Genomic DNA, 20,058 nt, shown 5'->3' on the forward strand with positions numbered 1-20,058 from the left:
TCCGGGTCTTCGCCGCCGGCCCGGCCGAGCAGGTGGCGGCCTTCTTCATGATCGTGGCGATCCTGACCATCGTCCTGCCCATGACCAACACCGTGCCCTCGGTGGGACTGGCGCTGATGGCGGCGGGCCTGGACTCCAGCTGGGACGGCCTGTTCGTGCTGGGTCGGGATGGGGTGGCGGGCGGGCTGGGCCCTGTTCCTGGGTCCTGGTGGTGGCGGGGGTGGTGCTGGGGGCCGGCTGGGCGGCGGGCTTCGCCGGACTGCTGCCGGGCTGATTGAGCGCATCGACGGGCGCGCGGGGGCGAGCTAAGACAGTCGCCATGCTGAGCGCCTATCGCCTGATCACCCGCTGGTGGACCGCCTTCGCCCTTGTGGCGTCCCTGGCCATGCTGGGCGCGGCCCACGCCTTTGAACGCTATGCGGGCCTGGCGCCGTGCAACCTCTGTCTCAAGCAGCGCGAGGTGTTCTGGGCCGCCGTGGCCATCGCCTTGCCCGCCACCCTGTGGGCCGTGTTCAGCCGGGCCAGCCGGGGCACGCCGCGCATCGCCGCCTTCCTGCTGGCCGCGGTCTTCGCCACGAGCGCCGTCACGGCCGGGTTCCACGCGGGCGGGGAGCTGGGCTGGTGGGCGCTGCCGGCCATGTGCACAGGGGGCGGCACGGTGGGTCTGGAGGCGCTGACCGCCCTGGCCATGGGCACGGCGCCGGAGACCCGGCCCGCCATGTGCGACGCGGTGGTGTGGAGCTTCCTGGGCCTGTCCATGGCGGGGTGGAACACCCTGATCTCGGCCGGGCTGGCCGGGTTCAGCCTGCTGGCCGCCAAGCGGCCCAAGGACGCGCGCGCGCCCAGGATCACCCCGGAGAAACGCTGATGACCCGACGCATACCCCTGCCGCGCCCCGGTCGCGGGGCCCCCGCCGCCCGTCTGGCCGAGATGCTGCGGGTGGATCACGCCGGGGAGATGGCGGCGGTGCAGATATATCGCGGCCAGAAGCGGGTGTTCGAGGCGGCGGGCCGCTCCGGCATCGCCGCCGACATGGCGCGCATGGAAGGCGAGGAGGATGTGCACCTCAAGCGCTTCGAGGCGCTGCTGACCGAGAAGCAGGTGCGTCCGACCCTGATGACGCCGGTCTGGCGGCTGGCGGCCTATGGTCTGGGCGTTGGCACGGCCCTGATGGGGGAGAAGGCCGCCCATGCCTGCACCGAGGCGGTGGAGAGCGTGATCGGCGAGCATTATGCGGACCAGGCCGAGGAGATGACGGACCGCGATCCGGAGATGGCGGCCCAGTTCCGCCAGTTCCGCGACGAGGAGATGGCCCATCATGACCACGCCATCGCCGAAGGGGCGCACGAGGCGCCCGCCTATCCGGTGCTGAGCGCCGTCATCAAGGCGGGCTGCCGCGCCGCCATCAAGATCAGCGAAAAGGTCTGATCAGGCCCACAGGCCGCAGGCGTCGATGATATGGGCGTCCGGGCGCGCGACCTTGCGGAAATCGGCGTGGGGCACCAGAGCCAGGACCACGGGCTGGGCGAGCGCCTCGTCCTGACCGACCGTCTCCAGACCGTGCTCGGACGGGATCATGTCGGCGTAGGGATCCGTGCAGACCACCCGGCCCGGATAGAGCGCGGACAGGGCCTTGGCGATGTTCAGGGAGGGGCTTTCGCGGAAGTCGTCCACGTCCGCCTTGAAGGTCATGCCCAGGCAGCCCAGCCGCAGGCTCGGGTCCAGATCCATGATTTCGCACACCTTCTCGATGACGAAGCGGGGCTTGCCGTCGTTGACCAGACGCGCCGTGCGGATCAGACGCGCGGTCTCGGGCGCCTGGGCCACGATGAACCAGGGATCCACGGCGATGCAGTGGCCGCCCACGCCGGGACCCGGCGTCAGGATGTTCACCCGGGGGTGATTGTTGGCCAGCTTGATGATTTCCCAGACGTTCAGGTCCAGCTCGTCGCAGACCAGCGACAGCTCGTTGGCGTAGGCGATGTTCACGTCCCGGAACGCGTTCTCGGCCAGCTTGACGAACTCGGCCGAGCGGTCGTCCGTCAGCAGAATGTCGCCCGAGGTCATGGTGCGGTACAGGGCGGCGGCCCGGCGGGCGGCGCGGGCTGTGACGCCGCCGACCACCCGGGCGTTGCTTTCCAGCTCGCGCAGGGTGCGGCCGGGAATGACCCGTTCGGGGGAATAGGCCACGTCGATGTCGCCTTCGTTCCGCTCCGAGGGCCCGACGGCCACCTTCAGGTCCGGGCGAAGCTCCGCGAGGCGTTGGGCCACCTGGTTGGTGGCGCCCACCGGCGAGGTGGATTCCAGCACCACCAGGGAGCCCTTCACCAGCCGGGGGGCGATGGCGTCCACGGCGCTGAACACCGAGCTCAGGTCGGGATGGTTGAAATCGCCGGTCTTGGTGGGGGTGGGCACGGTGATCAGATAGGCGTCGGCCTCGGGCGCCTCATTGACGGCCCTCAGGGACTTGCTGGCCGTGACCGCGGCCAGAAGCAGGTCCAGGCCCGGCTCGACCAGGTGGCTGCAGCCCGCGTTCACGGACGCCACGACATCGGGCTTGATGTCATAGCCGATGACCTGGTGCCCGGCCCGCGCCAGGACGGCGGCGGTCGGCAGGCCGATGTAGCCCAGCCCGACGACCGCCACGGTCATGCGTTCCTGGGTCTCGGGCTGGAAGTCAGCGTAGATGGTCAGCGGCATCAAGCAGTCCCTGTACGATGCGTCGGCTCGCCTGGCCGTCGCCGTATGGATTGTCGGCTCCGCTGCGCGGAGGGCGGGTCAGAGCGTCTAACACGCCTGACACGATACGGTTCGGGTTCGTACCGACCAAATGTGACACTCCCGCCTCGACCGCCTCGGGCCGTTCGGTCACGTCGCGCATGACCAGAACGGTTTTGCCCAGGGAGGGCGCCTCTTCCTGAACGCCGCCGGAATCCGTCAGGATCACGCGGCATCGGTCCATCAGATAGACAAAGGACTCGTAATCGACCGGTTCGATGAGGTGAACCCTGGATGATCCCCCCAATAGCTCATGAACCTGACCCTGGAGTTCGATGATCACTATGTGCTGTCGCCGACCATCCGGTTCCACCGGGGCGACATCGACTATGCCGTCAACCGTATGGGTGAGAAGGGCACGCCGGTCGCGCAGGGCTTCGAATACAATTCCGGTTCGAACGAGATTTTCCTGACGCCGGAACAGATCGTCGAATTCAACCGCGCCGCCCTCGCGCGGGGCGCCTGATCGAATCCCTGTCACGCGGTCGAAGTCGGGCGGGGCGTGACGCCATTACCTGGCCGGATCCCGGGCCGGCTGGACTGCATCCAGCCGGCCCGGTTTTCTGTCTGACCGTTCCACGCCTGAGCGGAAGGCTCAGGCGCGGGCTTGATGAACTCGAGGTGGTACAGCGAGGACGGGTTGAAGATGTTGCCGATGGCGGCGAAATCGTATTCCCGGCGCACCACGCGGATCTTCTTGTTGCGGTAGGCCTGACTGATGATGCTGGTCAGGTTGATGTTGTAGTCCAGCCGCCAGGACCACCAGGCCGCGTTCTCCAGCTGGCGCCGGGCGCTGAACACGTCCTGGGCGTTCAGCTTGCCGAGGTCCTCGAAGAAGGAGCCGTCCTTCTGCTTGCGCCGGGTGATCAGAATCGGGTCCCGCTGCCAGCCGGTCGGTTCGATGTGCACCAGGGTCACCTTGGCGCCCAGCTTGTGCAACATGTCATAGAGCTTCGGATCGATCAGATCGACCTGCTCGATGGAGTGCCGGGTGAAAACCAGCACGTGGCCCTTGGCCTCCTTGAGGAAGGAGATGTCCGGCTTGCGATAGTCGAAGCTGTGCGCGTGATAGTCGATGGCGCCGTCATGGGCGGCCAGGCGTTTGGCGGCTTCCTGCCCTTCATCCGTATATTCGGCGCCGTGGTAGGCGATGGTTCTGGAGCGCGTCCGGCCCAGGCCCACATAGATCTGGAACAGATTGACCGACCAGCCGCTGCCCAGTTCGACGATGGCGGTGGTGTCGGGCCGCACGCATCCCATCAGGTAGCGGATCGGGCTGATGGTGGAGGTGGAGTAGCGCCCGGCGATCACGTCCGGATAGTGGAAATTGTCGTCGTAGGTGCGGTCGATGGCGTCGAGGATGGCCTTGCCCAGCGGCTGCACCAGTTCGCGGGTCCGGTAGAAATGGTTGGGGTCCTTGCGGCCGATGTCCAGTTCGCGCAGGTCGGCCAGAAACGTGGCCAACTGGTCGTCGGGCCGCTTGGTGATGAACTCGTCGATCTTGTCCGAGATTTTCTGCCAGGCGACGCCCTGACTCTTCTTGGTCCTGCCTTTCGGCGCCGGGGCGGGCGTCGGCGTCGGGCTGACCTGCGGCGTCGGGTCGATGGTCTCAGTCACGAACGTCTCCAGCATGCGGATGTGGCGAAGGGCTTGCAGGGTCGGCGCCGGTCAGGTCGCGAACCCGCGCGGCGGTGATGACCGACGAGAAACAGGGAGGGCCGTACGGTGTGGTCATGGCGCGTGCGCGTTTTCCATACGGAAGCGGCCTCCCGCACCCCTTAACCGTTGAAGCTGTAGTTTAGGGCTTCCTCGCGCGTCAAGAACGGCGGGGACCAGAAGTCCCGGCGGGGCGGAAAATTCGCCTCGCTTCACCGCCGTTTACCCTGTATTCCCGCCTCGTCTCGCAATCCACCAGAGGGAACCTCATGTCGCGCTTTGTCGAGCTCACCCACGAAAACGGCAGCCCATTGTCAGTGAACGTGGATCTGGTTGTTTCCTTCGCGCCCCTGGGCGGCGACACCCTGCGCGGGACGGTGATCAGCTTCGGCTACAGCGCCGGCGACAAGAACATGACGCGCAACGTCCGGGTCGTCGATCCATACGAAGAGGTGACCGCCAAATTCTCGCAGGCTCGCTGACCCTGACGGATGGCCCCGCGCCAAGGTTACGGTTGCAAGCACGTCTGCCCCGTGCATCCTGAGCGAAACCCATAGGCGGTTCTGAATGGTGCTGACGGATCGGTTCAGGGATGACTTGCGGCAGGTTCAGGACGCCGGCCTGTCCAGCCTGCGCACCATTCACGGTCTGCTCCTTCGTGAGTCCCGCACCCGCTATGGCCGCCGCTCGGCCGGCTATGTCTGGGCGCTGATCTCGCCCATGATCCTGCTGGTGGTCATGATGGTGGTGTTCAGCGCCATCGCGCGTCCGGCGGGCGCGGGCGAAAGCCTGGTGGTGTTCTTTCTGACCGCCATCATACCCATCTTCTTCCTGCGCAACGGCATCACGCGGGGCGGGAACGCCATCCGGGCCAACCGGGTGCTGATGCAGTATCCGCAGGTGAACGCGTTCGAGGTGATCACCGCGCGCACCCTGCTGGAGGCGCTGACCTACTTCATCGTTCTGGTGCTGTTCGTCCTGATCATGTTCGCCTTCTTCGGCCTGCCGTTCACGGCCTGGATCGACCAGCCGCTGCCCATGCTGCAGGCGGGCGGGACCCTGCTGCTGCTGTGCTACGGAGCGTGTTTCCTGAGTTCGCAGATCGGGCGCGCCTTCGATCCCTGGAACGAGCTGACCGGCCCGATCGGCCGCATCCTGCTGCTCACCTCGGGCCTGTGGTTCACCCTCGGCAGCTTGCCGCCCGAGTTCCTGGCGATCGTCCAGTACAATCCGCTGGCGCATGTGGTCGAGTGGATCCGCGACGCCTCGATCCGCGATTTCCAGAGCGAACTCTACAATCCCTGGTATCCGCTCTCGTTGGGGGTGCTCTTTCTGGCCGCTGGTCTGTTCATCGACTGGCTCTACCGCATCAGCGGTTATGACCTGCAGCCCTGAGCCCGCGCCATGATCGAACTCATCGACGTCGAAAAGTCCTATCGCACCCGGTTCGGCAAGCGGCCGGTCATCCGCCCCACCAATCTGGTGTTCTATCGCGGATCATCGACGGCGGTGCTGGGCCTGAACGGGGCGGGCAAGTCCACCCTGCTGCGCCTGATCTCGGGCGTCGAGCGGCCGGATCGGGGCGAGATCCGGCGTTCGGTGACCGTGTCCTCGCCGCTTGGGCTGACGGGGGCGTTCCACCGCACCATGACCGGCGCGGAGAACCTGAAATTCGTCTGCCGGATCTATCGCAAGGACGTGGAGGAGGTCACCGCCTTCGTGCGCGAGTTCACCGAACTGGGCCCTTATTTCTACGAGCCCATCGACAACTATTCCTCGGGGATGCGATCGCGGCTGTCGTTCGCGCTCAGTCTGGCGGTGGACTTTCAGGTGTATGTGATCGATGAAGGATTGAGCGTGGGCGACGCCGCCTTCCGCAGAAAGGCGCAGGAAGCGTTCGCCGAGCGGCGGGCGCGGTCCGACATCATCATGACGTCTCACAGCATGTCGACAATTCGCGAATTCTGCACCCGCGCCGTGGTCATGGACCGGGGCGAGGCGGTGCCGTTCGAGAGCCTGGACGCGGCGGAGGATTACTACATGGAAATCGTGGCCAGAGGGCGCGCCGCATGACCACCATCGAGGTTCCGGCCAACAAGGGTCTGGACAAGACCCGCCGCAGACGGACGATCCTGGCGCGCTCGGCGATCCTGTTCATACTGGGGCCGACGATCCTGTACGCCCTGTATCTGCTCCTGCTGGCGCCGGCCCAGTATCAGACCTCGACCTCCTTCGCCGTGCGCGGCGCCGAGGCGGCGCCAATGGACGCCCTGGGCGTGCTGGGCATCTCGGCCCCCACGTCCAACACCCTGGATGCGCGGATAGTGGAGGAATACATCCGGTCCCACGCCATGGTGGAGGGCCTGCGCGAGCGCTACGCCTTCAACGAGGCCTACGCCCGGTTCAGCCTGGATCCGCTGTCGATCCTGCCGCCGGGCGCGGACCGCGAGCGGGCCACCCGCTTCTGGCGCGACAAGGTGCGGGTGCGCCACGACCCGGCGTCCCAGTCCGCCCATGTGGAGGTCAGCGCCTATACGCCGGAAGACTCCCTGCGCCTCAGCCAGGGCGTGCTGACCCTCAGCGAGGAACTGGTCAACCGCATGTCGGACCGGGCCATGACCGACCTGATCGAGGCGGCCGAGCGCGAGATCGAGCGCAAGCGCGAGGAATACGAGGCCGCCCGAGACAGACTGGCGGAATATCAGGGACAGCGGTTCTCGGGCGTCGATGTCGCCACCCCGGCCCAGCAGGCCATGGCCCTGGTGGGCAGCCTGGACAGCCAGCTGGCCCAGAAGCGCACTGAACTGGCCACCATGAGCCAGACCTACCAGCCCGACGCGCCCCAGCTGACCGGTCTGCGCCGCGAGATCGCCGCCCTGGAGGCCGAGCGCGCCCGCGCCGTGCAGCGCGCCATGTCCACGCCGGGGGAACAGGCCTCGGGCCGTCAGATCGAGGCCCAGGCGGTGCTGATGGACTATGAGTTCGCCCAGCAGGCCTACACCACGGCCCTTCAGGCGGCCGAGAGCGTGCGCCGCCAGTCCATCAACGACCGCAAATACGTGGTCGCCTATGTGCCGCCGCGCGAGCCGGAGCAGTCCAACTGGTGGCGGCGTCTGGGCAATGTCTTCGCCGTGCTGATCGGTTCGGCCCTGCTCTGGGGCGTCGGCGCCCTCATCTATTCGATCATTCGGGATCACATGGAATGACCGGTTCTCGCTTGCTGAAGATCGCGGCCCTCGTCGCCGCCCTCATGGCGCCGGCCGGTCTGGCCCAGGCCCAGACCGGCGCGGCGGCGCCGACACGCACGGCGCCGGAGCAGGCCGCGCCCCAGGGGCCCGAAGCCTGGTCATCCAGGACCGTCGCGGCGAACGCCCGCCGCCGCTCGGCGCCGACATGTTCGGGGGCGAGGCTCCACAGGCCTCCTCCGCGGTGGTGGACCCCGACTACATTCTGCAGCCCGGAGACACGGTCCAGGTCACCCTGTGGGGCATGGTGGAGGGAAGCCACGAGCTGACCATCGACGCCCAGGGCAATGTGGTGGTGCCGGGGGTCGGCCCGATCCGGCTGGCGGGCGTGACCGCGGCCCAGGCGCCCGTGGTGGTCGAGCGCGCCAGCCGCCGCATCTACAATGAAGGCGTCCAGGTCTACGCCACGCCCATCACGACGGCCTCGACCCGGGTTCTGGTCACCGGCCCCGTGGAGCAGCCCGGCGCCTTCCCCGGCGCCTCGGACGACGCCTCATCGTCTATCTGCAGCGCGCAGGCGGCATCGATCCGACCCGCGGCAGCTATCGACGCATCCGGGTGCTGCGCGGGGGCGAGGTGATCGCCCGCGCCGATCTCTATGACTTCCTGCGCGAAGGCATGCTGCCGCGGGTCAGCTTCCGCACCGGCGACGCCATCGTGGTGGAGGAGCAGGGCTCCATCGTCTCGGTCAGCGGCGACGTGCGCGCGCCGTTCACCTTCGAACTGGCGGGCCAGACCGGCCAGGGCGGCGAACTGATGCAGTTCGCCCGGCCCCAGCCCGGCGCCACCCATGCGGCGGTGTTCGGCGTGCGCGACGGCCAGCCCATCAGCGCCTACATCCCTCTGAACCAGTTCTCGGCCTTCACCCTGATGGACGGCGACCGGGTCCAGTTCGAATCCGACGCCCGCCCCGCCAATGTGCTGGTGCGGGTCGAGGGCGCCCATGGCGGCCCGTCGGTCTTCACCGAGGTGCGGGGGACCACGGTGGCCCAGGTCCTTGCCCAGGTGGCCATCGACGCGGACGCGGACATGGAGGCCATCCACCTGCGCCGCCAGAGCGTGCGCGAGGCCCAGCGCCAGACCCTGAACGAAGGGCTGGAGCGTCTGGAGCGCACGGTGCTGCTGTCGCCCGCCCGTTCGCCCGCCGAGGCCCAGTCCCGGGCCACCTCGCTGGCGTTCGTGACCGAATACATTCAGCGCGTCCGGCAGGTTGAACCGCTCGGCATCCTGGCCCTGGACGGTCAGGACCTGAACCAGGTGCGGGTGGAGACCGGCGACGTGATCGTCATTCCGCGCCGCTCGCAGGTGGTGACCATCGCCGGCGAGGTGAACGCGCCCCAATCGATCCTGGCCCAGTCCGGCCAGTCGGTGTCGCAATATGTGCGGGCCGCGGGCGGCTACACCCCCCGCGCCGACCGCCGCAATGTGCTGGTGTTCCGTCAGGACGGGCAGCTGCGCGAGGGCGGCCGGGCCATGCCGGGCGACCGCATCCTGGTCATGTCCAAGCCGGATTCGACCCTGCTGCCGTTCCTGCGCGACCTGACCCAGACCATCTTCCAGATGGCCGGCGTGCTGGTGGCGGTGGACCGGTTCAGCGACTAGGCCGGAGCGGCCGGGACACAGCGCCCGGCCGTTTCAGCCCGCCTTCTTCTTGCGCGCGCGGCGCTGGTCGCCGAATGCGCGCAGGGCGTCCAGCTCCCAGGACTCCCACGGCCGGACCAGGCGCAGGTGCATCTCGGCGGTCAGCCGTTCGTCGTCGGAGGCCTGGGCCAGATGTTCGGCGGCCAGGCCCTGTTCGGCCGGAGTGCGCCACACGCGCCGCCGGTCCGCGATCTCGAAGCCTGCGCCCAGCATCAGGGCCGTCCAGGCCGTAGGGGTCAGGAACCCGTAGCCGGGGGCGTCGGGTCGGGCGCTTCCGTCCCCGCAGCGCAGGCGCACCAGCATCTCGCCGCCGGGCCGCAGCAGGCCGTAAAGCTGGGCCAGGCGATCCTCCAGCCCCGCGAGCGGAACAAGGCCGTCCAGCTCGCGCCCCAGGATCAGATCGACCGAGCCTTCGTCCAGGGCGTCCAGGGGGGCGAGGCCGGTCTGAAGGTCCAGGCCCGGGATGTCGCGCGGCCGCCAGGTCGCCCCGTCGCCTTCGCCGCTCCAGTAGGCGTGCTGGTCGAGGCCGAGGGCGGACCGCGCCCGTCCCGTGGCCGCCAGCGCGCCCAGCAGGCGACCGTCGCCGCATCCCACCTCGAGCACGTCCGCGTCCTCGATCAGGGGTGAGAAGGGCGCGAACAGCGCGTTCCAGAGGGCTACCGCGTCTTCCCACGCGGCCTGGTCGGCCGGGTCCCTGTCCTCGGGCCGGGGCAGCACGACCTGACGGCCGGTGCGCAGGACTTTCTTCGCCTGGTCCAGCAGACTCATGCCTCGTCTCCGGATTTTCGCAGGATCAGCCGCAGGGTTCCCGTGGCCAGTTCAACCGGATCGTAGGCGGCCAGGCGGGCGGCATGCAGGTCGGCGTAGTCCCGGGGCAGGCTCTGGCCGCCGAAGCCGTCGGCGGCCTCCAGCGTCAGCCCGGAGGCGCGGATCAGCAGCATCCAGGCGGCGGCGGGCAGAGGCGCCCGGATCGGCAAATCCTCGCCCAGCTCCCCGGTGCGGGCCAGATGGGGAAACAGAAGCGAGTCGAACTCGGCGGCCACCGGGGCGGCGAGGGTGTCGATCGCGACGGCCAGAACGCCTGCGGGGGCCAGAAGATCGACCAGGGCCTCGAGGCGGTCCCGGACATGGGACAGGTCGCCGGTCTCCAGGCCTCCGCCCGCAAGGATCAGGTCGAAGGCGCCGGGCCGGGCGGCCGCGAGATCCGCCAGGGAGTCCGGCGCGGTGTCGAAGCGCGCGCGGGGCGGCGGACGGTCAGGGTGCAGCAGGGTCAGGGACCCGGGGGTCAGGGCCTCCTGGGCGGCGCGGGCCAGGTCCGGTCCCTGCGGGCCGAACGCCAGAACGACGCCGGCCCCCGAGGGCGCGCCCAGCGATTTCCAGGTCCTCACCAGCGCCTTGACGGGAGACAGAGCCGGGCTCATGCGGGCGTCGCCTTCAGGGCTTGCAGCAAGGCGGCGTCATAGCGTCTGACGGCCGAGGGGCGGAACCGTCGGGGGCCGCGCCTCTGCTCGACCAGCGGCTCAAACGCCTCCCGGGTCTCTGCCCAGGACCGAAGATGGCCGGGCGTGAAGGCCGAACGCGGATTGATCGCGGCCACGCCGGCGCGGCCCAGCCCGGCGATGAGGGCGGTCATCATCTCGACCTTGATCTCGTCCCGGTCGGCCAGAACCGGGAACCCGTGCGGACTGCGCTCCCAGCCGGCCTCGGCCCAGGCGGGCAGGCGGTCGGCCATGGCCTGGTTCCAGGCCTCCGCCTGGGCCGCCGAGCGGACCATGGACCTGCGCAACAACTCAATGGGTTCGATGCGGGCCGTGATCAGGCCGTCCGGGCGGGCCAGGGCCGCGGCTGCGGTCAGGTCCGAGGCCGCATCCGCCGCCATGGCGTCCGCGGCGTTCAGGGCGTGGCGCACCACCCGGTCCCTCTGATGGGCGGGGGTTGAAAGCGCCATGGACGCGGGAATGACCAGCAGGTCGTCATAGGCCGCGAAGGGGGCCGTTCTCCAGCGCATCCAGGCGGGCAGGCCCAGCTGTTCCGCCCGGTCCGCCAGCACCACCTTCACGCCCAGACGCCTGGCCTCGGCAAGGGTGTCCGCGCCCAGCAGTCCGGGGCCGAAGCTGAGGGCCCCGGGCGCCTCGCCGACGATGGATTCGTAACGGGCGCAAGCGACAGATGTGGCGGCGACGTCGTTCATCTCCGCCAGGTCGCCGGACAGGCCGCGCCACGGTTCGGGATTGACCATCAGCCCCAGCCCATGGCCCCGCTTTTTCAGGGTGTCCGTGAGGCGCCGGACCAGGTCGTCGCCCAGCGCTTCTCCGGCCAGGACATCAATGAAGAACAATCCCTTGAGAGCGTTCGCCTCGAGGGCGAGAACGACGCTTTCCACAGCCGCCGTTCCGTCTCCCGCCCACCACTGGCGCGCCGCCACGTCGCGAGGATCGGCCAGGGGCGCCAGGTCGGGCCGGGCCGTGACGTCCACGGCGATCAGGAGGGTGGAGCCGGTCGACACCGCCTCGGAAGCCAGCCGGTCCGGCCGTCCGGGCGCGTGACGCGCGGGCGCGCCCCGGATCGTCCTGGTCTCGTCGGCCGGCAGAGGCACGGGGCGCTCGGCGCGCTCGTCCGCCGCCACGATCATCGCGGTCCTGACCGCCAGGCCCTTGCGGTTGCGCCATCGGCCGCGAACCCTGGGCAGGATGTCGTACTCGAACTGACCGTCCCTGAGCTGGCCCGGAGGCAGCAGGAAGCGGGGCTCGGCCCGGACCATGTCCACCAGCGGGCGATCGACGTCGGGCTTTTTGACCAGCAGGCGATACTGGTCGGCGCCCGGCGCCGCATCGCCGATCAGCAGATCCTCGGCGGGCGTTTCGAAATCGTCGCCCAGCCGCGGGATCGGCGCATAGTCATGCAGCCGCGCGAAGCGCGCCTCAGGGTCATCGACGGGGCGGACCATGACGCGAAAGGCCAATTGGTCCGGCGTCAGACGGAAGTCGGGCGGCAGGCGGCATTCGGTGCGAAAGCCGTCATAGATCGACCGCCGCTCGCCCGTGTCCTGATTGCGGACAATGACGCGATACTGCTGGTTGGGCCCGGCGGGCTCCCAGCGAAGGACGGGATTGGCGGCGCGTCGACGGATGGTCTTCAAGCGGCCGGCTCCTGGGCTGGCGGACGCTGAGCACGCTCAGCGCCCGGCATGGCTGCGTCCAATGCGGATATCGACGGCCGCGCCCGGGGTCAATCAGAGCGACCCTGCCTCAGGCCGCCTTCAGCGCCCATTGGGCATAGAGATCGTCCAGGCTGGCGGCGGCCCGGGACCAGGTGAAGCGCCGCTCGACGTCGCGGCGGGCGTTGCGGGCGACGGCCATGGACCGGTCCGGCGTTCCCATCACCTCGCCCAGCAGGTCGGTCAGTTCGCCCACGTCGCCCTTGTTGAACAGGAAGCCGTTCTCGCGGTGGATCAGGGTTTCCGAGATGGCCGAGACGTTGGAGGCCACCACAGGCAGCTCCATGGCCATGGCCTCCAGCGGTTTCAGCGGCGGCACCAGCTCGGTGACCTGCGCCGGGCGCCGGGGATAGACCGCCACATTCATCAGCGAATACCAGCGCGGCGCATCGGTGTGGGGCACGCGGCCGGGCATGATCAGGTGGTCGGACACCCCCATGACGCGCGCGGCCTCGCGCACCTCGCGGAAGGCCGGTCCGTCGCCGACCAGCAGGGCGCAAACGTCCAGGCCGTCCTGACGCAGATGGGACAGCGCCGTGATCAGATCGACCAGGCCCTCATAGCCGGTCATGGAGCCCAGGAAGCCGAGCACGCGCCGGTCATCCAGGCCGATTTCGCTGGCCAGGGCCTGATCGCGCGGGCGCGGGCTGAAGACCTGAGGGTCCACGCTGTTGGGCACGACGGTGATCTTGCGGCCGTCGACCCCGCGGGAGATCAGCTCGTTCTTGAGGCCGTTGGAGATCGCCACGACCGCGTCGGCCTCCTGGGCTACACGGGTTTCCTGGCGGCGCTGGAACTCGAACCGTTCGGAGCCTTCCCAATGCGGCGTGCGCGCCGCGCTGGTCAGTTCCCAGAGCCCGCGCACTTCATAGACGAAGGGCAGCCCGGCCTTGCGTGCGGCCATCAGGGCGGGCGCCGCGTTGACGTGGTTCGAAGCGGCCTGGACCACGGACGGCCGGACCTTATGGATATGCTCCAGCAGGGCCTGACCCGCGTCGTCGCAATAGCGATCGAACGGCGTGGCGTTGGACGGCGGCCCGGCAAGGCGGGAATAGACGACGCCGTCGACTTCCTGTGCGCCCAGCCGCCCGGTCACATGCTGGGCGTCGTTGCGGTCGGCGGGATAGCCGGGCCGGGTCACGGCCTCCACGCGCCAGCCCTGGCGGCTGACCGCCTTGATCAGGGAGTGGGTCCGCGCGGCGTAGCCGGTGACGTGATGGGGAAAGGAGCTGGCCGCCACATAGAGCAGGGAACGGTCCTTGACCGGCTTGATGGCGCGTCGCGCCGGGACCGCCAGGCCGGACCGCTGGATGCGGGCCAGGCCTTCGATCAGATCGCGACGCAGCCGGGCGTTGGCCGGCATGGTGACGTGGGCCTCGTCGAGCCGGCGGTACAGCGCCAGCGGCTCCTCGATCATGCCCGCATTGTAGAGGATTCCGGCCAGCCACAGAATCCGGTGCGGGCTGGGATCGTGCTCCACCGTACTGCGCGCGAGGGCGATGCTCTTGTCGAAGTCGACCAGCTGCAGCGACATGGACAGGTCCGCGACCAGGCGCATGGCGACCTTGGGATCGCGGCACTCCGCCAGGGCGGCTTCGATGATCTCGTCGGCGCGCATGTCGAACACACGCAGGCTCAGCTGCTGGAGGCGCACCGCCGTTTCGGGATTCAGATTGGGGTCGCGGACCGCTGACCGGCCGCGCCGCTCCAGCGACTGGCGGCGAAGACGCAGCAGTCCGGCCGGCAGATCGACCAGCCCCCGCCAGGTCTTGGCCCGGATCAGCAGATTGCCCAGCTGGAACGAGATGGTGTCCTTCAACCGCTCGTTCTCGGCGGACAGGGTCATCACCTTCAGGCGAAGCTGAGCGGCCTCGGCCGCCAGTTTCATCATGTGTTCGCTTGAAACGTCGATGGACGGACCCGCGGCAGCGCCTGACACCGATTCAGGGAGCCGATCTCTCACGAAGGCCGCAGAACGGTGAATGCTGTCGGGCAAGCCGCGCCTCGCAGGAAAAGTTCTTAACGTATCGGTTGTGTCACACGAAAGCGTGATTGACCACCGGCAGACGGCCCCGGGCCTGTATTGGCTTCCGGCCTGTGCCACCCACGCCACGCCGTTGGCGAGCAAAACCGTTCAGGAACAGGATGTCCTAAAAGGTTCCTGAGGCGGCAAGCCAAATTTCAGCGGGTTTCGTCCGCCGTTTCGAGCGTGATGGGCCGGGGCTCTCCAAGCGGACGCACCTCAGCGTAAAGACCCGCGCCACGACCCTGGTCACCGTAAAAGCGATCCCCCGAACGCTTTTCCCTGAACCGCTGGTTGGCTCCAGGCCCCTTGAGGTCCTGACTGGTTTCCATCGTCACGGCTTCCCCTCCCTCTGACTCCGGATCCGACGGGGCCGGACTCTTAGTGATCTGGTAAGGATGCGCAAGCATTTATCGCGCCACCGCAAGTCTTCGTCAGGCAGGCGAATCCGAAATCAGGATTTCAGGATTTTTGCGGCCCGGTCGAGGTCGTCCGACGTGTCTACGTCCACCGACCGATGCTGGTCCATGACGTGATAGGCCGTATCCGGAGCGATGAAGCGCCGCCGATATTGAGGTGGTCCCATTTCAGCACATAGACCGCGCCATTGAGGATGAGGGGGTGTCCATATTCGGACGCGGGGCGCAGCACGCCGCCCTGACCGATCATGAGCACATCCGGCTTCGGCGCGGGGGTCACGCTGACGGCCGTCGACCGGTCCTGATCGCGGCACAGGGTCAGGGTCTGGTCGATGTCCCCGGCGGTGCGTAGCGGCGAAGTGGGCTGGAGCAGGACCAGATGGGAGAAGGCGCCGGGCTCGTCCTGGTCCGCCCAGTCCATGGCGTGGCGCACCACGTCCAGGGAGGACGCCTCGTCCGTGGCCAGTTCGGCGGGCCGCAGGAAGGGAACCTCGGCGCCGCCCGCGCGGGCCGCCTCGGCGATGGCGGGATCGTCGGTGGAGACGATCAGGCGGTCTATGCCTCGGGCCGCCAGCCCCGCATCGATGGCGCGCTGAAGCAGGCTGCGGCCGTGCAGGTCGGCCAGGTTCTTGCCGGGCAAGCGTTTGGAGCCGCCGCGCGCGGGGATCAGGCCGAGGACGCGGCTTCGGCTCATGTGGCCGCGGCGGCGAACACCGCCTCATAGTCGCTGCGCGCCAGCTCGAAGTCCGGCGGACGGCCGATGTCGATCCAGTATTCGTGAATGGGGAAGGCGCCGACGGTGTCGCCCCGGTCCGACAGGGCGGCCAGCAGGGTGGGCATGTCATAGTGGCCGGTGTCGGGCACCTGTTTCAGGGCGTCGGGGCCCAGCACATAGATCCCGGCGTTGGCGAACCAGCGGAAGGTGGGCTTTTCGCGGATGGAGACCAGACGGTGGCCTTCGGTCTCCACCACGCCGAAGGGGGCCTCGAACCGATGCTCCCGCACGCAGACGGTGGCGGCGGCCTCGTGATCGCCGTGGAAGTCCAGAAGCTGGGCGAAGTCCAGCCGGGTCAGCACGTCGCCGTTCATGACCAGGAAGGGCTCCTCGATGGGCTCGTCCAGCAGGGCCAGGGCTCCGGCGGTGCCGCGCGGTTCGGTCTCGCGCAGATAGGAGATTTCGACGTCAAAAGCCGAGCCGTCGCCGAAATGGCCCTCGATCACCTCGGCAAGATAGTTGACCGCCAGACGGAAGCGTCCGAAGCCCTGATCGCGCAGGCGCTCGATGATGGTCTCCAGCAGGGGCCGCCCCGAAATGGTCAGCATGGGCTTGGGGGTGTGGCGGGTCAGGGGGGCCAGCCGCGCGCCGCGTCCGCCGGCCATGATGACCACCAGATTGTCGCGCCGGCCCGCGTCGCCGTAGTGCTCGGGATACAGGCCCACCACCCGGCCCGCCCGGTCGATGACGGGGGCCTGGGTCGCGCCGCGCACCTCCAGTTCCGCCTGGATCTCGGCGGGGTTCTGGCCCCGGCGCACGGCCACCGGCTCGGCGTTCATGGCCGTTTCGACGCCCGCCTCCATGGGCGTCATGCGCAGCAGGGCCCGACGCACGTCGCCGTCGGTCAGGGAGCCGCGCAGCCGCCCGTCCTCGTCGATGACCACCACCAGCTGGCCGCGCACGGCGTCCAGCCGCTCGATGGCCTCGCGCAGGGTGGCCTGATCGGACAGCAGATAGGGGGCCAGTTCACGACGGGTCATGATGGGCGCTCCTCGGGAAAGGATTTTTGTCTGAGGCGGTCGTCGATGGGCTCGGCGGCCAGGCGGGCGGCGATGCGCGGGCCTGCGCGGCCGTCGCCGTAGGGATTGGCCACGCCTGTCAGGCTGGATCGGAAGGCCGGGTCCAATGCGCGGGTGAGGGCCTGCCGCACGGCGACGGGATCAGCGGCGGCGTCGAGGACGTTGGCGCCCCGGTCACGGCCCTTCTGGCGGTCGCCCACATTGACCACGGGCAGGGCGAAGGCCGCCGCCTCGATGATGCCGCTGGACGAATTGCCCGCCATCACCGCCGCGTGGGCGAGGGCCGGGGCGTAGAGGGTGCCTAAACTGGGGATCAGGTGAATGGCCGTCTGCCCCTCGGCCCAGTTGCGGATGCGCGCCGCCTGTCCCGCCCCGCCGGGGTCGGCGTTGACGCCGGTGAACAGGACCGGGCGCCCGGTTTCCGACAGGGCGGTCAGCAGGGCCTCAAGCCCCGCCGCGCCCCCGTCCGCGGTCAGGGTCTCCGGGTGCCAGGTGGCGAGGATGAATTCGCCCGGATCGGCCATCTTCAGGGCGCGGAACAGGTCCGCGCGCGGCATGGGCGGCGCCGACATCAGCAGGTCCAGCCCCGGCGCCCCGGCGAGGGTGATGCGCCAGTCCTCCTCCCCCATGCGGATCAGGCGCGCGGCTGCGGCTTCGGTGGCCGGAAAGTGCAGATGGGACAGTCTGGTGATGGCGTGGCGGAAGGCGTCGTCCATGGCGCCGAGGGTCAGTTCTCCACCGTGCAGGTGGGCGATGACCGCCCCCGCCAGCGAGGCCGCGCCCGCCGCCGCCAGGGTCTCGTAGCGATCGCCGGTCAGGACGATGATGTCGGGTCGCTCCTCGGCGAAAACCCCGGCGAAGGCGGCGGTGAGGGCGCCCATGCGGCGGCCCAGATCGGCGGGGCCGTCCCCGTCCATGTGCGCCGGAATGCGACGGGTGGGCACGCCGTGATCCTCAATCTGGCTGTCGGGGCCGAGCGGATCGTCCACGACGATCGCCACGGCCTGAACCCCCGCGTCCTCCAGCGCACGGCCCACCACCGCCGCCATGGCGCGGTCGGCGCGGGAGACGGAGACCACGCAGACCGTTCGCGTCATGTCCCTGCGGGCTCCACATCGGCCCAGGACACGGGCTCGTCGGGCTGCAGCGCGCGGGTCAGGCGGTGACCGATCAGGCGCGGTAGATCGTCGGGCGGAGCGCCGGTGCCCGGACGCTTGCAGCCCAGATGGGCGGCGGTCAGCACGGTCCCGGCGGGCAGGGCGTCCAGCGCCACCACGCTGCGCCGGATGCCGCTGATGTTGGCGGCCTCGGACGGGCGGGGGCGCTTGACGCCATCCCCCAGCATGGACTCGATCCGGCGCACAGCGCGGACCAGAGCCGCGAAATCGTCCGGCGCCATGGAGGCGGCGTGGTCGGGCCCGGGGGCCTTGGTGTCCAGCGTCAGGTGCTTTTCGATCACCCGGGCGCCCATGGCCGTGGCGGCGACGGCAGCCTCGGCGCCAAGGGAATGATCCGACAGGCCGACCACGACGCCCAGATCGTCGGCCAGGGTGGTCAGGGCGCGCAGGTTCATCTCCGCGTCCGGGGCGGGATATTCGGAGACGCAATGGAGCACGCACACCGGCGGATCGCCCTCGGCCCGCACGGCGGCGAGGGCGTGGCGGGCTTCGTCCAGGGTGCTGGCGCCCGTGGACAGGATCACCGGGCGGCCCGTCTTGCCTGCGGCGGTCAGGAAGGCGGAATGGTTGACCTCGCTGGAGCCGATCTTGACCACGGCCATGTCCAGATCGCCGGTCAGATAGGCCAGGGTGTCGAAGCCCTCGGGCGTGGACATGAACATCACGCCCGCCGCCTCGCACGCGGCCTTGAGCCGGGCGGTGTCCTCCAGCCCGATGCGCAGGCGCTCCAGCAGGTCGTAGAAGGTCTCCTGAACGCCGGTGGTGCGCTCCAGATAGTCCACCTTGTGACTGAACCGGCCGACGATCTCGCCCGGCAGCCAGGTCTGGAACTTGACCGCATCGGCGCCCGCCCCGGCGGCGGCCTCGATCAGGGCGAAGGCCTTGTCCATGTCGCCGTCGTGATTCACCCCCGCCTCGGCGATGATGAAGACGCGGTCGTCCCAAGGGGCGTTTCCGGGCGCGCGCATCATGTGGCGTAATCCTGCGGGCGGTACAGATGCAGGTTGTCGCGGATGAAGGCGACGGTGCGCTCAAGTCCCTCCTCCAGCGACACGCGCGGCGCCCAGCCAGGGCCTCGCGGGCCTTTGAGGCGTCGGCGATCAGGCGGTCCACCTCGCTGCCTTCGGGGCGCAGGCGCTGCTGGTCGGTGACGATCTCGATGTCGCGGCCCGCCGCCCGGCCGATCATCAGGCCAGGTCGCCGATGGACACCTCGCGACCGCCGCCGAAGTGCAGGGTCATGCCCTCGATCCCGGGCACGGCGGCGGCGCCCAGGAAGGCGTCGGCGGTGTCGTCCACGAAGACGAAGTCGCGGGTGGGGCGGGTCGCGCCCAGATTGACCGTGGTTCCGCTGAGCGCCTGCACCGCCACCGCCGGGATCACCGCCCGGGCGCTCTGGCGAGGGCCGAAGGTGTTGAAGGGGCGCAGGGTGACGGCCGGGACGCCGAACGACAGGTGGAAGGACTCCACCAACTTGTCCGCGGCGATCTTGGAGGCCGCATAGGGGGATTGGGCCTGGAGCGGATGCTCCTCGGTCATGGGGGTGAAGCGGGCGGTGCCGTAGCCTCGCTGGTGGAGGTGTTGACCATACGGGCGACGCCGCACTCGCGCACCGCCTGCAGCACATTGAGCGTGCCCAGGGTGTTGACCCGCACATAGCTTTCGGGCGCGGCGTAGGAATAGGGAATGGCGATCAGGGCGCCCAGGTGCAGGACGATTTCGCAGTCCCTGACCGCATCCATGACCGAGTCCCGATCGGCCAGATCGCCGCGCCGGATGTCGACCTCGGCGCGGACGGGCGAGGTGTCCAGCCACTCGGCCGTGCCCGACGAGGTGTAGAGCACCAGCGCGCGCACATCGGCACCGGCCTCGACCAGCCGCTCGCAGACGCGGCTGCCGATGAAGCCGCCGCCGCCGGTGACCAGCACCCGCTTGCCCTTCAGGGAAGCGATGGGATCGACCATGTGAATTACGCCCCGGACCGCGAATCGCCTTGGGTCAGTCTAGCCCGGCGCCTCCCCACACAATCCTTAACGGGGCGCCGACGAGGTCCTATTTCGCAGGTGCGAAGAAAAATGCCCCCCAAGGGGTCAACTTCGGGGGCGGTC

At 69.1% G+C, this 20,058-nt stretch carries 21 protein-coding genes and 1 pseudogene; 10 read left to right on the forward strand and 12 right to left on the reverse strand.

Annotated elements, in window-relative coordinates; genetic code table 11:
- The 3 genes from MBEBAB_RS09275 to MBEBAB_RS09285 all read left to right on the forward strand — a co-directional run.
- Nucleotides 1–278: exopolysaccharide biosynthesis protein (locus MBEBAB_RS09275; protein WP_045319132.1), on the forward strand; the 278-nt coding region annotated here is incomplete at its 5' end.
- Nucleotides 279–319: 41 nt separating this feature from the next.
- Nucleotides 320–868, forward strand: a complete 549-nt coding sequence (locus MBEBAB_RS09280) for a disulfide bond formation protein B (RefSeq protein ID WP_021697710.1) — start codon at nucleotides 320–322, stop codon at nucleotides 866–868.
- A complete protein-coding gene (locus MBEBAB_RS09285; RefSeq protein WP_021697711.1) occupies nucleotides 868–1,428 on the forward strand; it encodes a demethoxyubiquinone hydroxylase family protein in 561 nt (186 codons plus the stop codon). The genes MBEBAB_RS09280 and MBEBAB_RS09285 overlap by 1 nt, the downstream gene beginning before the upstream one ends.
- Here the strand turns inward: MBEBAB_RS09285 and wecC are convergent, their stop codons facing one another.
- Together wecC and MBEBAB_RS17575 are read right to left on the reverse strand one after the other, a co-directional pair.
- Nucleotides 1,429–2,700, reverse strand: a complete 1,272-nt coding sequence (wecC, locus tag MBEBAB_RS09290; RefSeq protein WP_021697712.1) for a UDP-N-acetyl-D-mannosamine dehydrogenase — start codon at nucleotides 2,698–2,700, stop codon at nucleotides 1,429–1,431.
- Nucleotides 2,678–3,061: a UDP-N-acetylglucosamine 2-epimerase gene (locus MBEBAB_RS17575; protein WP_373852903.1), complete on the reverse strand. Its 384-nt coding sequence runs from the start codon at nucleotides 3,059–3,061 to the stop codon at nucleotides 2,678–2,680. The genes wecC and MBEBAB_RS17575 overlap by 23 nt, the downstream gene beginning before the upstream one ends.
- Between MBEBAB_RS17575 and MBEBAB_RS17580 the strand changes: the two genes are divergently transcribed.
- On the forward strand, nucleotides 3,032–3,244 hold the full coding sequence (locus MBEBAB_RS17580) for a hypothetical protein (protein ID WP_021697714.1): 213 nt from the start codon (nucleotides 3,032–3,034) through the stop codon (nucleotides 3,242–3,244). The two genes, MBEBAB_RS17575 and MBEBAB_RS17580, sit on opposite strands and share 30 nt — an antisense overlap.
- An 11-nt stretch (nucleotides 3,245–3,255) precedes the next feature.
- On the opposite strand, the gene MBEBAB_RS09305 is transcribed toward MBEBAB_RS17580, so the two are convergent.
- Nucleotides 3,256–4,395, reverse strand: a complete 1,140-nt coding sequence (locus MBEBAB_RS09305) for a hypothetical protein (RefSeq protein WP_021697715.1) — start codon at nucleotides 4,393–4,395, stop codon at nucleotides 3,256–3,258.
- 308 nt (nucleotides 4,396–4,703) lie between these two features.
- Here MBEBAB_RS09305 and MBEBAB_RS09310 point away from each other — a divergent pair, with 308 nt between their 5' ends.
- The 6 genes from MBEBAB_RS09310 (at nucleotide 4,704) to MBEBAB_RS09330 (ending at nucleotide 9,281) form a co-directional block, all read left to right on the forward strand.
- Entirely contained in the window at nucleotides 4,704–4,916 is a 213-nt protein-coding gene (locus tag MBEBAB_RS09310; RefSeq protein ID WP_045319134.1) for a hypothetical protein, read from the forward strand.
- A gap of 85 nt (nucleotides 4,917–5,001) precedes the next feature.
- Nucleotides 5,002–5,829 carry an ABC transporter permease gene (locus MBEBAB_RS09315; protein WP_021697717.1) on the forward strand — a complete coding sequence of 276 codons (828 nt, stop codon included), beginning with the start codon at nucleotides 5,002–5,004 and terminating at the stop codon, nucleotides 5,827–5,829.
- A gap of 9 nt (nucleotides 5,830–5,838) precedes the next feature.
- Nucleotides 5,839–6,507, forward strand: a complete 669-nt coding sequence (locus MBEBAB_RS09320; RefSeq protein ID WP_021697718.1) for an ABC transporter ATP-binding protein — start codon at nucleotides 5,839–5,841, stop codon at nucleotides 6,505–6,507.
- Entirely contained in the window at nucleotides 6,504–7,640 is a 1,137-nt protein-coding gene (locus tag MBEBAB_RS09325) for a KpsE/RkpR family capsule polysaccharide export protein (protein ID WP_021697719.1), read from the forward strand. The genes MBEBAB_RS09320 and MBEBAB_RS09325 overlap by 4 nt, the downstream gene beginning before the upstream one ends.
- A 187-nt stretch (nucleotides 7,641–7,827) precedes the next feature.
- The gene (locus MBEBAB_RS15140) at nucleotides 7,828–8,259 is read left to right on the forward strand and encodes a polysaccharide biosynthesis/export family protein (RefSeq protein ID WP_021697720.1); all 432 of its coding nucleotides are present in this window, start codon (nucleotides 7,828–7,830) and stop codon (nucleotides 8,257–8,259) included.
- Nucleotides 8,238–9,281: an SLBB domain-containing protein gene (locus tag MBEBAB_RS09330; RefSeq protein ID WP_021697721.1), complete on the forward strand. Its 1,044-nt coding sequence runs from the start codon at nucleotides 8,238–8,240 to the stop codon at nucleotides 9,279–9,281. Before MBEBAB_RS15140 ends, MBEBAB_RS09330 begins: the two co-directional genes overlap by 22 nt.
- Before the next feature lie 33 nt (nucleotides 9,282–9,314).
- Here the strand turns inward: MBEBAB_RS09330 and MBEBAB_RS09335 are convergent, their stop codons facing one another.
- The 9 genes and pseudogenes from MBEBAB_RS09335 to MBEBAB_RS18685 all read right to left on the reverse strand — a co-directional run bounded on the left by MBEBAB_RS09335 (nucleotide 9,315) and on the right by MBEBAB_RS18685 (nucleotide 19,914).
- Nucleotides 9,315–10,088, reverse strand: coding sequence for a class I SAM-dependent methyltransferase (locus MBEBAB_RS09335; protein WP_021697722.1), 774 nt, complete (start codon nucleotides 10,086–10,088; stop codon nucleotides 9,315–9,317).
- A complete protein-coding gene (locus MBEBAB_RS09340) occupies nucleotides 10,085–10,741 on the reverse strand; it encodes a hypothetical protein (protein ID WP_021697723.1) in 657 nt (218 codons plus the stop codon). The genes MBEBAB_RS09335 and MBEBAB_RS09340 overlap by 4 nt, the downstream gene beginning before the upstream one ends.
- Nucleotides 10,738–12,459, reverse strand: coding sequence for a hypothetical protein (locus MBEBAB_RS09345; protein ID WP_021697724.1), 1,722 nt, complete (start codon nucleotides 12,457–12,459; stop codon nucleotides 10,738–10,740). Before MBEBAB_RS09345 ends, MBEBAB_RS09340 begins: the two co-directional genes overlap by 4 nt.
- A gap of 109 nt (nucleotides 12,460–12,568) precedes the next feature.
- Nucleotides 12,569–14,428: a glycosyltransferase gene (locus tag MBEBAB_RS09350; protein WP_045319135.1), complete on the reverse strand. Its 1,860-nt coding sequence runs from the start codon at nucleotides 14,426–14,428 to the stop codon at nucleotides 12,569–12,571.
- Between the two features lie 633 nt (nucleotides 14,429–15,061).
- Complete coding sequence (locus tag MBEBAB_RS09355; RefSeq protein WP_021697727.1) at nucleotides 15,062–15,673, reverse strand: acylneuraminate cytidylyltransferase family protein; 612 nt, start codon at nucleotides 15,671–15,673, stop codon at nucleotides 15,062–15,064.
- The gene (locus MBEBAB_RS09360) at nucleotides 15,670–16,734 is read right to left on the reverse strand and encodes a nucleotidyltransferase family protein (protein WP_021697728.1); all 1,065 of its coding nucleotides are present in this window, start codon (nucleotides 16,732–16,734) and stop codon (nucleotides 15,670–15,672) included. Before MBEBAB_RS09360 ends, MBEBAB_RS09355 begins: the two co-directional genes overlap by 4 nt.
- Nucleotides 16,731–17,870 carry a UDP-N-acetylglucosamine 2-epimerase gene (neuC, locus tag MBEBAB_RS09365; RefSeq protein ID WP_021697729.1) on the reverse strand — a complete coding sequence of 380 codons (1,140 nt, stop codon included), beginning with the start codon at nucleotides 17,868–17,870 and terminating at the stop codon, nucleotides 16,731–16,733. Before neuC ends, MBEBAB_RS09360 begins: the two co-directional genes overlap by 4 nt.
- Nucleotides 17,867–18,922, reverse strand: a complete 1,056-nt coding sequence (locus MBEBAB_RS09370; RefSeq protein ID WP_021697730.1) for an N-acetylneuraminate synthase family protein — start codon at nucleotides 18,920–18,922, stop codon at nucleotides 17,867–17,869. Before MBEBAB_RS09370 ends, neuC begins: the two co-directional genes overlap by 4 nt.
- Nucleotides 18,923–19,138: 216 nt before the next feature.
- Nucleotides 19,139–19,914, reverse strand: a pseudogene (locus MBEBAB_RS18685) (SDR family NAD(P)-dependent oxidoreductase).
- Between the last annotated feature and the right edge of the window lie 144 nt (nucleotides 19,915–20,058).

Source organism: Brevundimonas abyssalis TAR-001, from assembly GCF_000466985.1.
GTDB lineage: Bacteria > Pseudomonadota > Alphaproteobacteria > Caulobacterales > Caulobacteraceae > Brevundimonas > Brevundimonas abyssalis.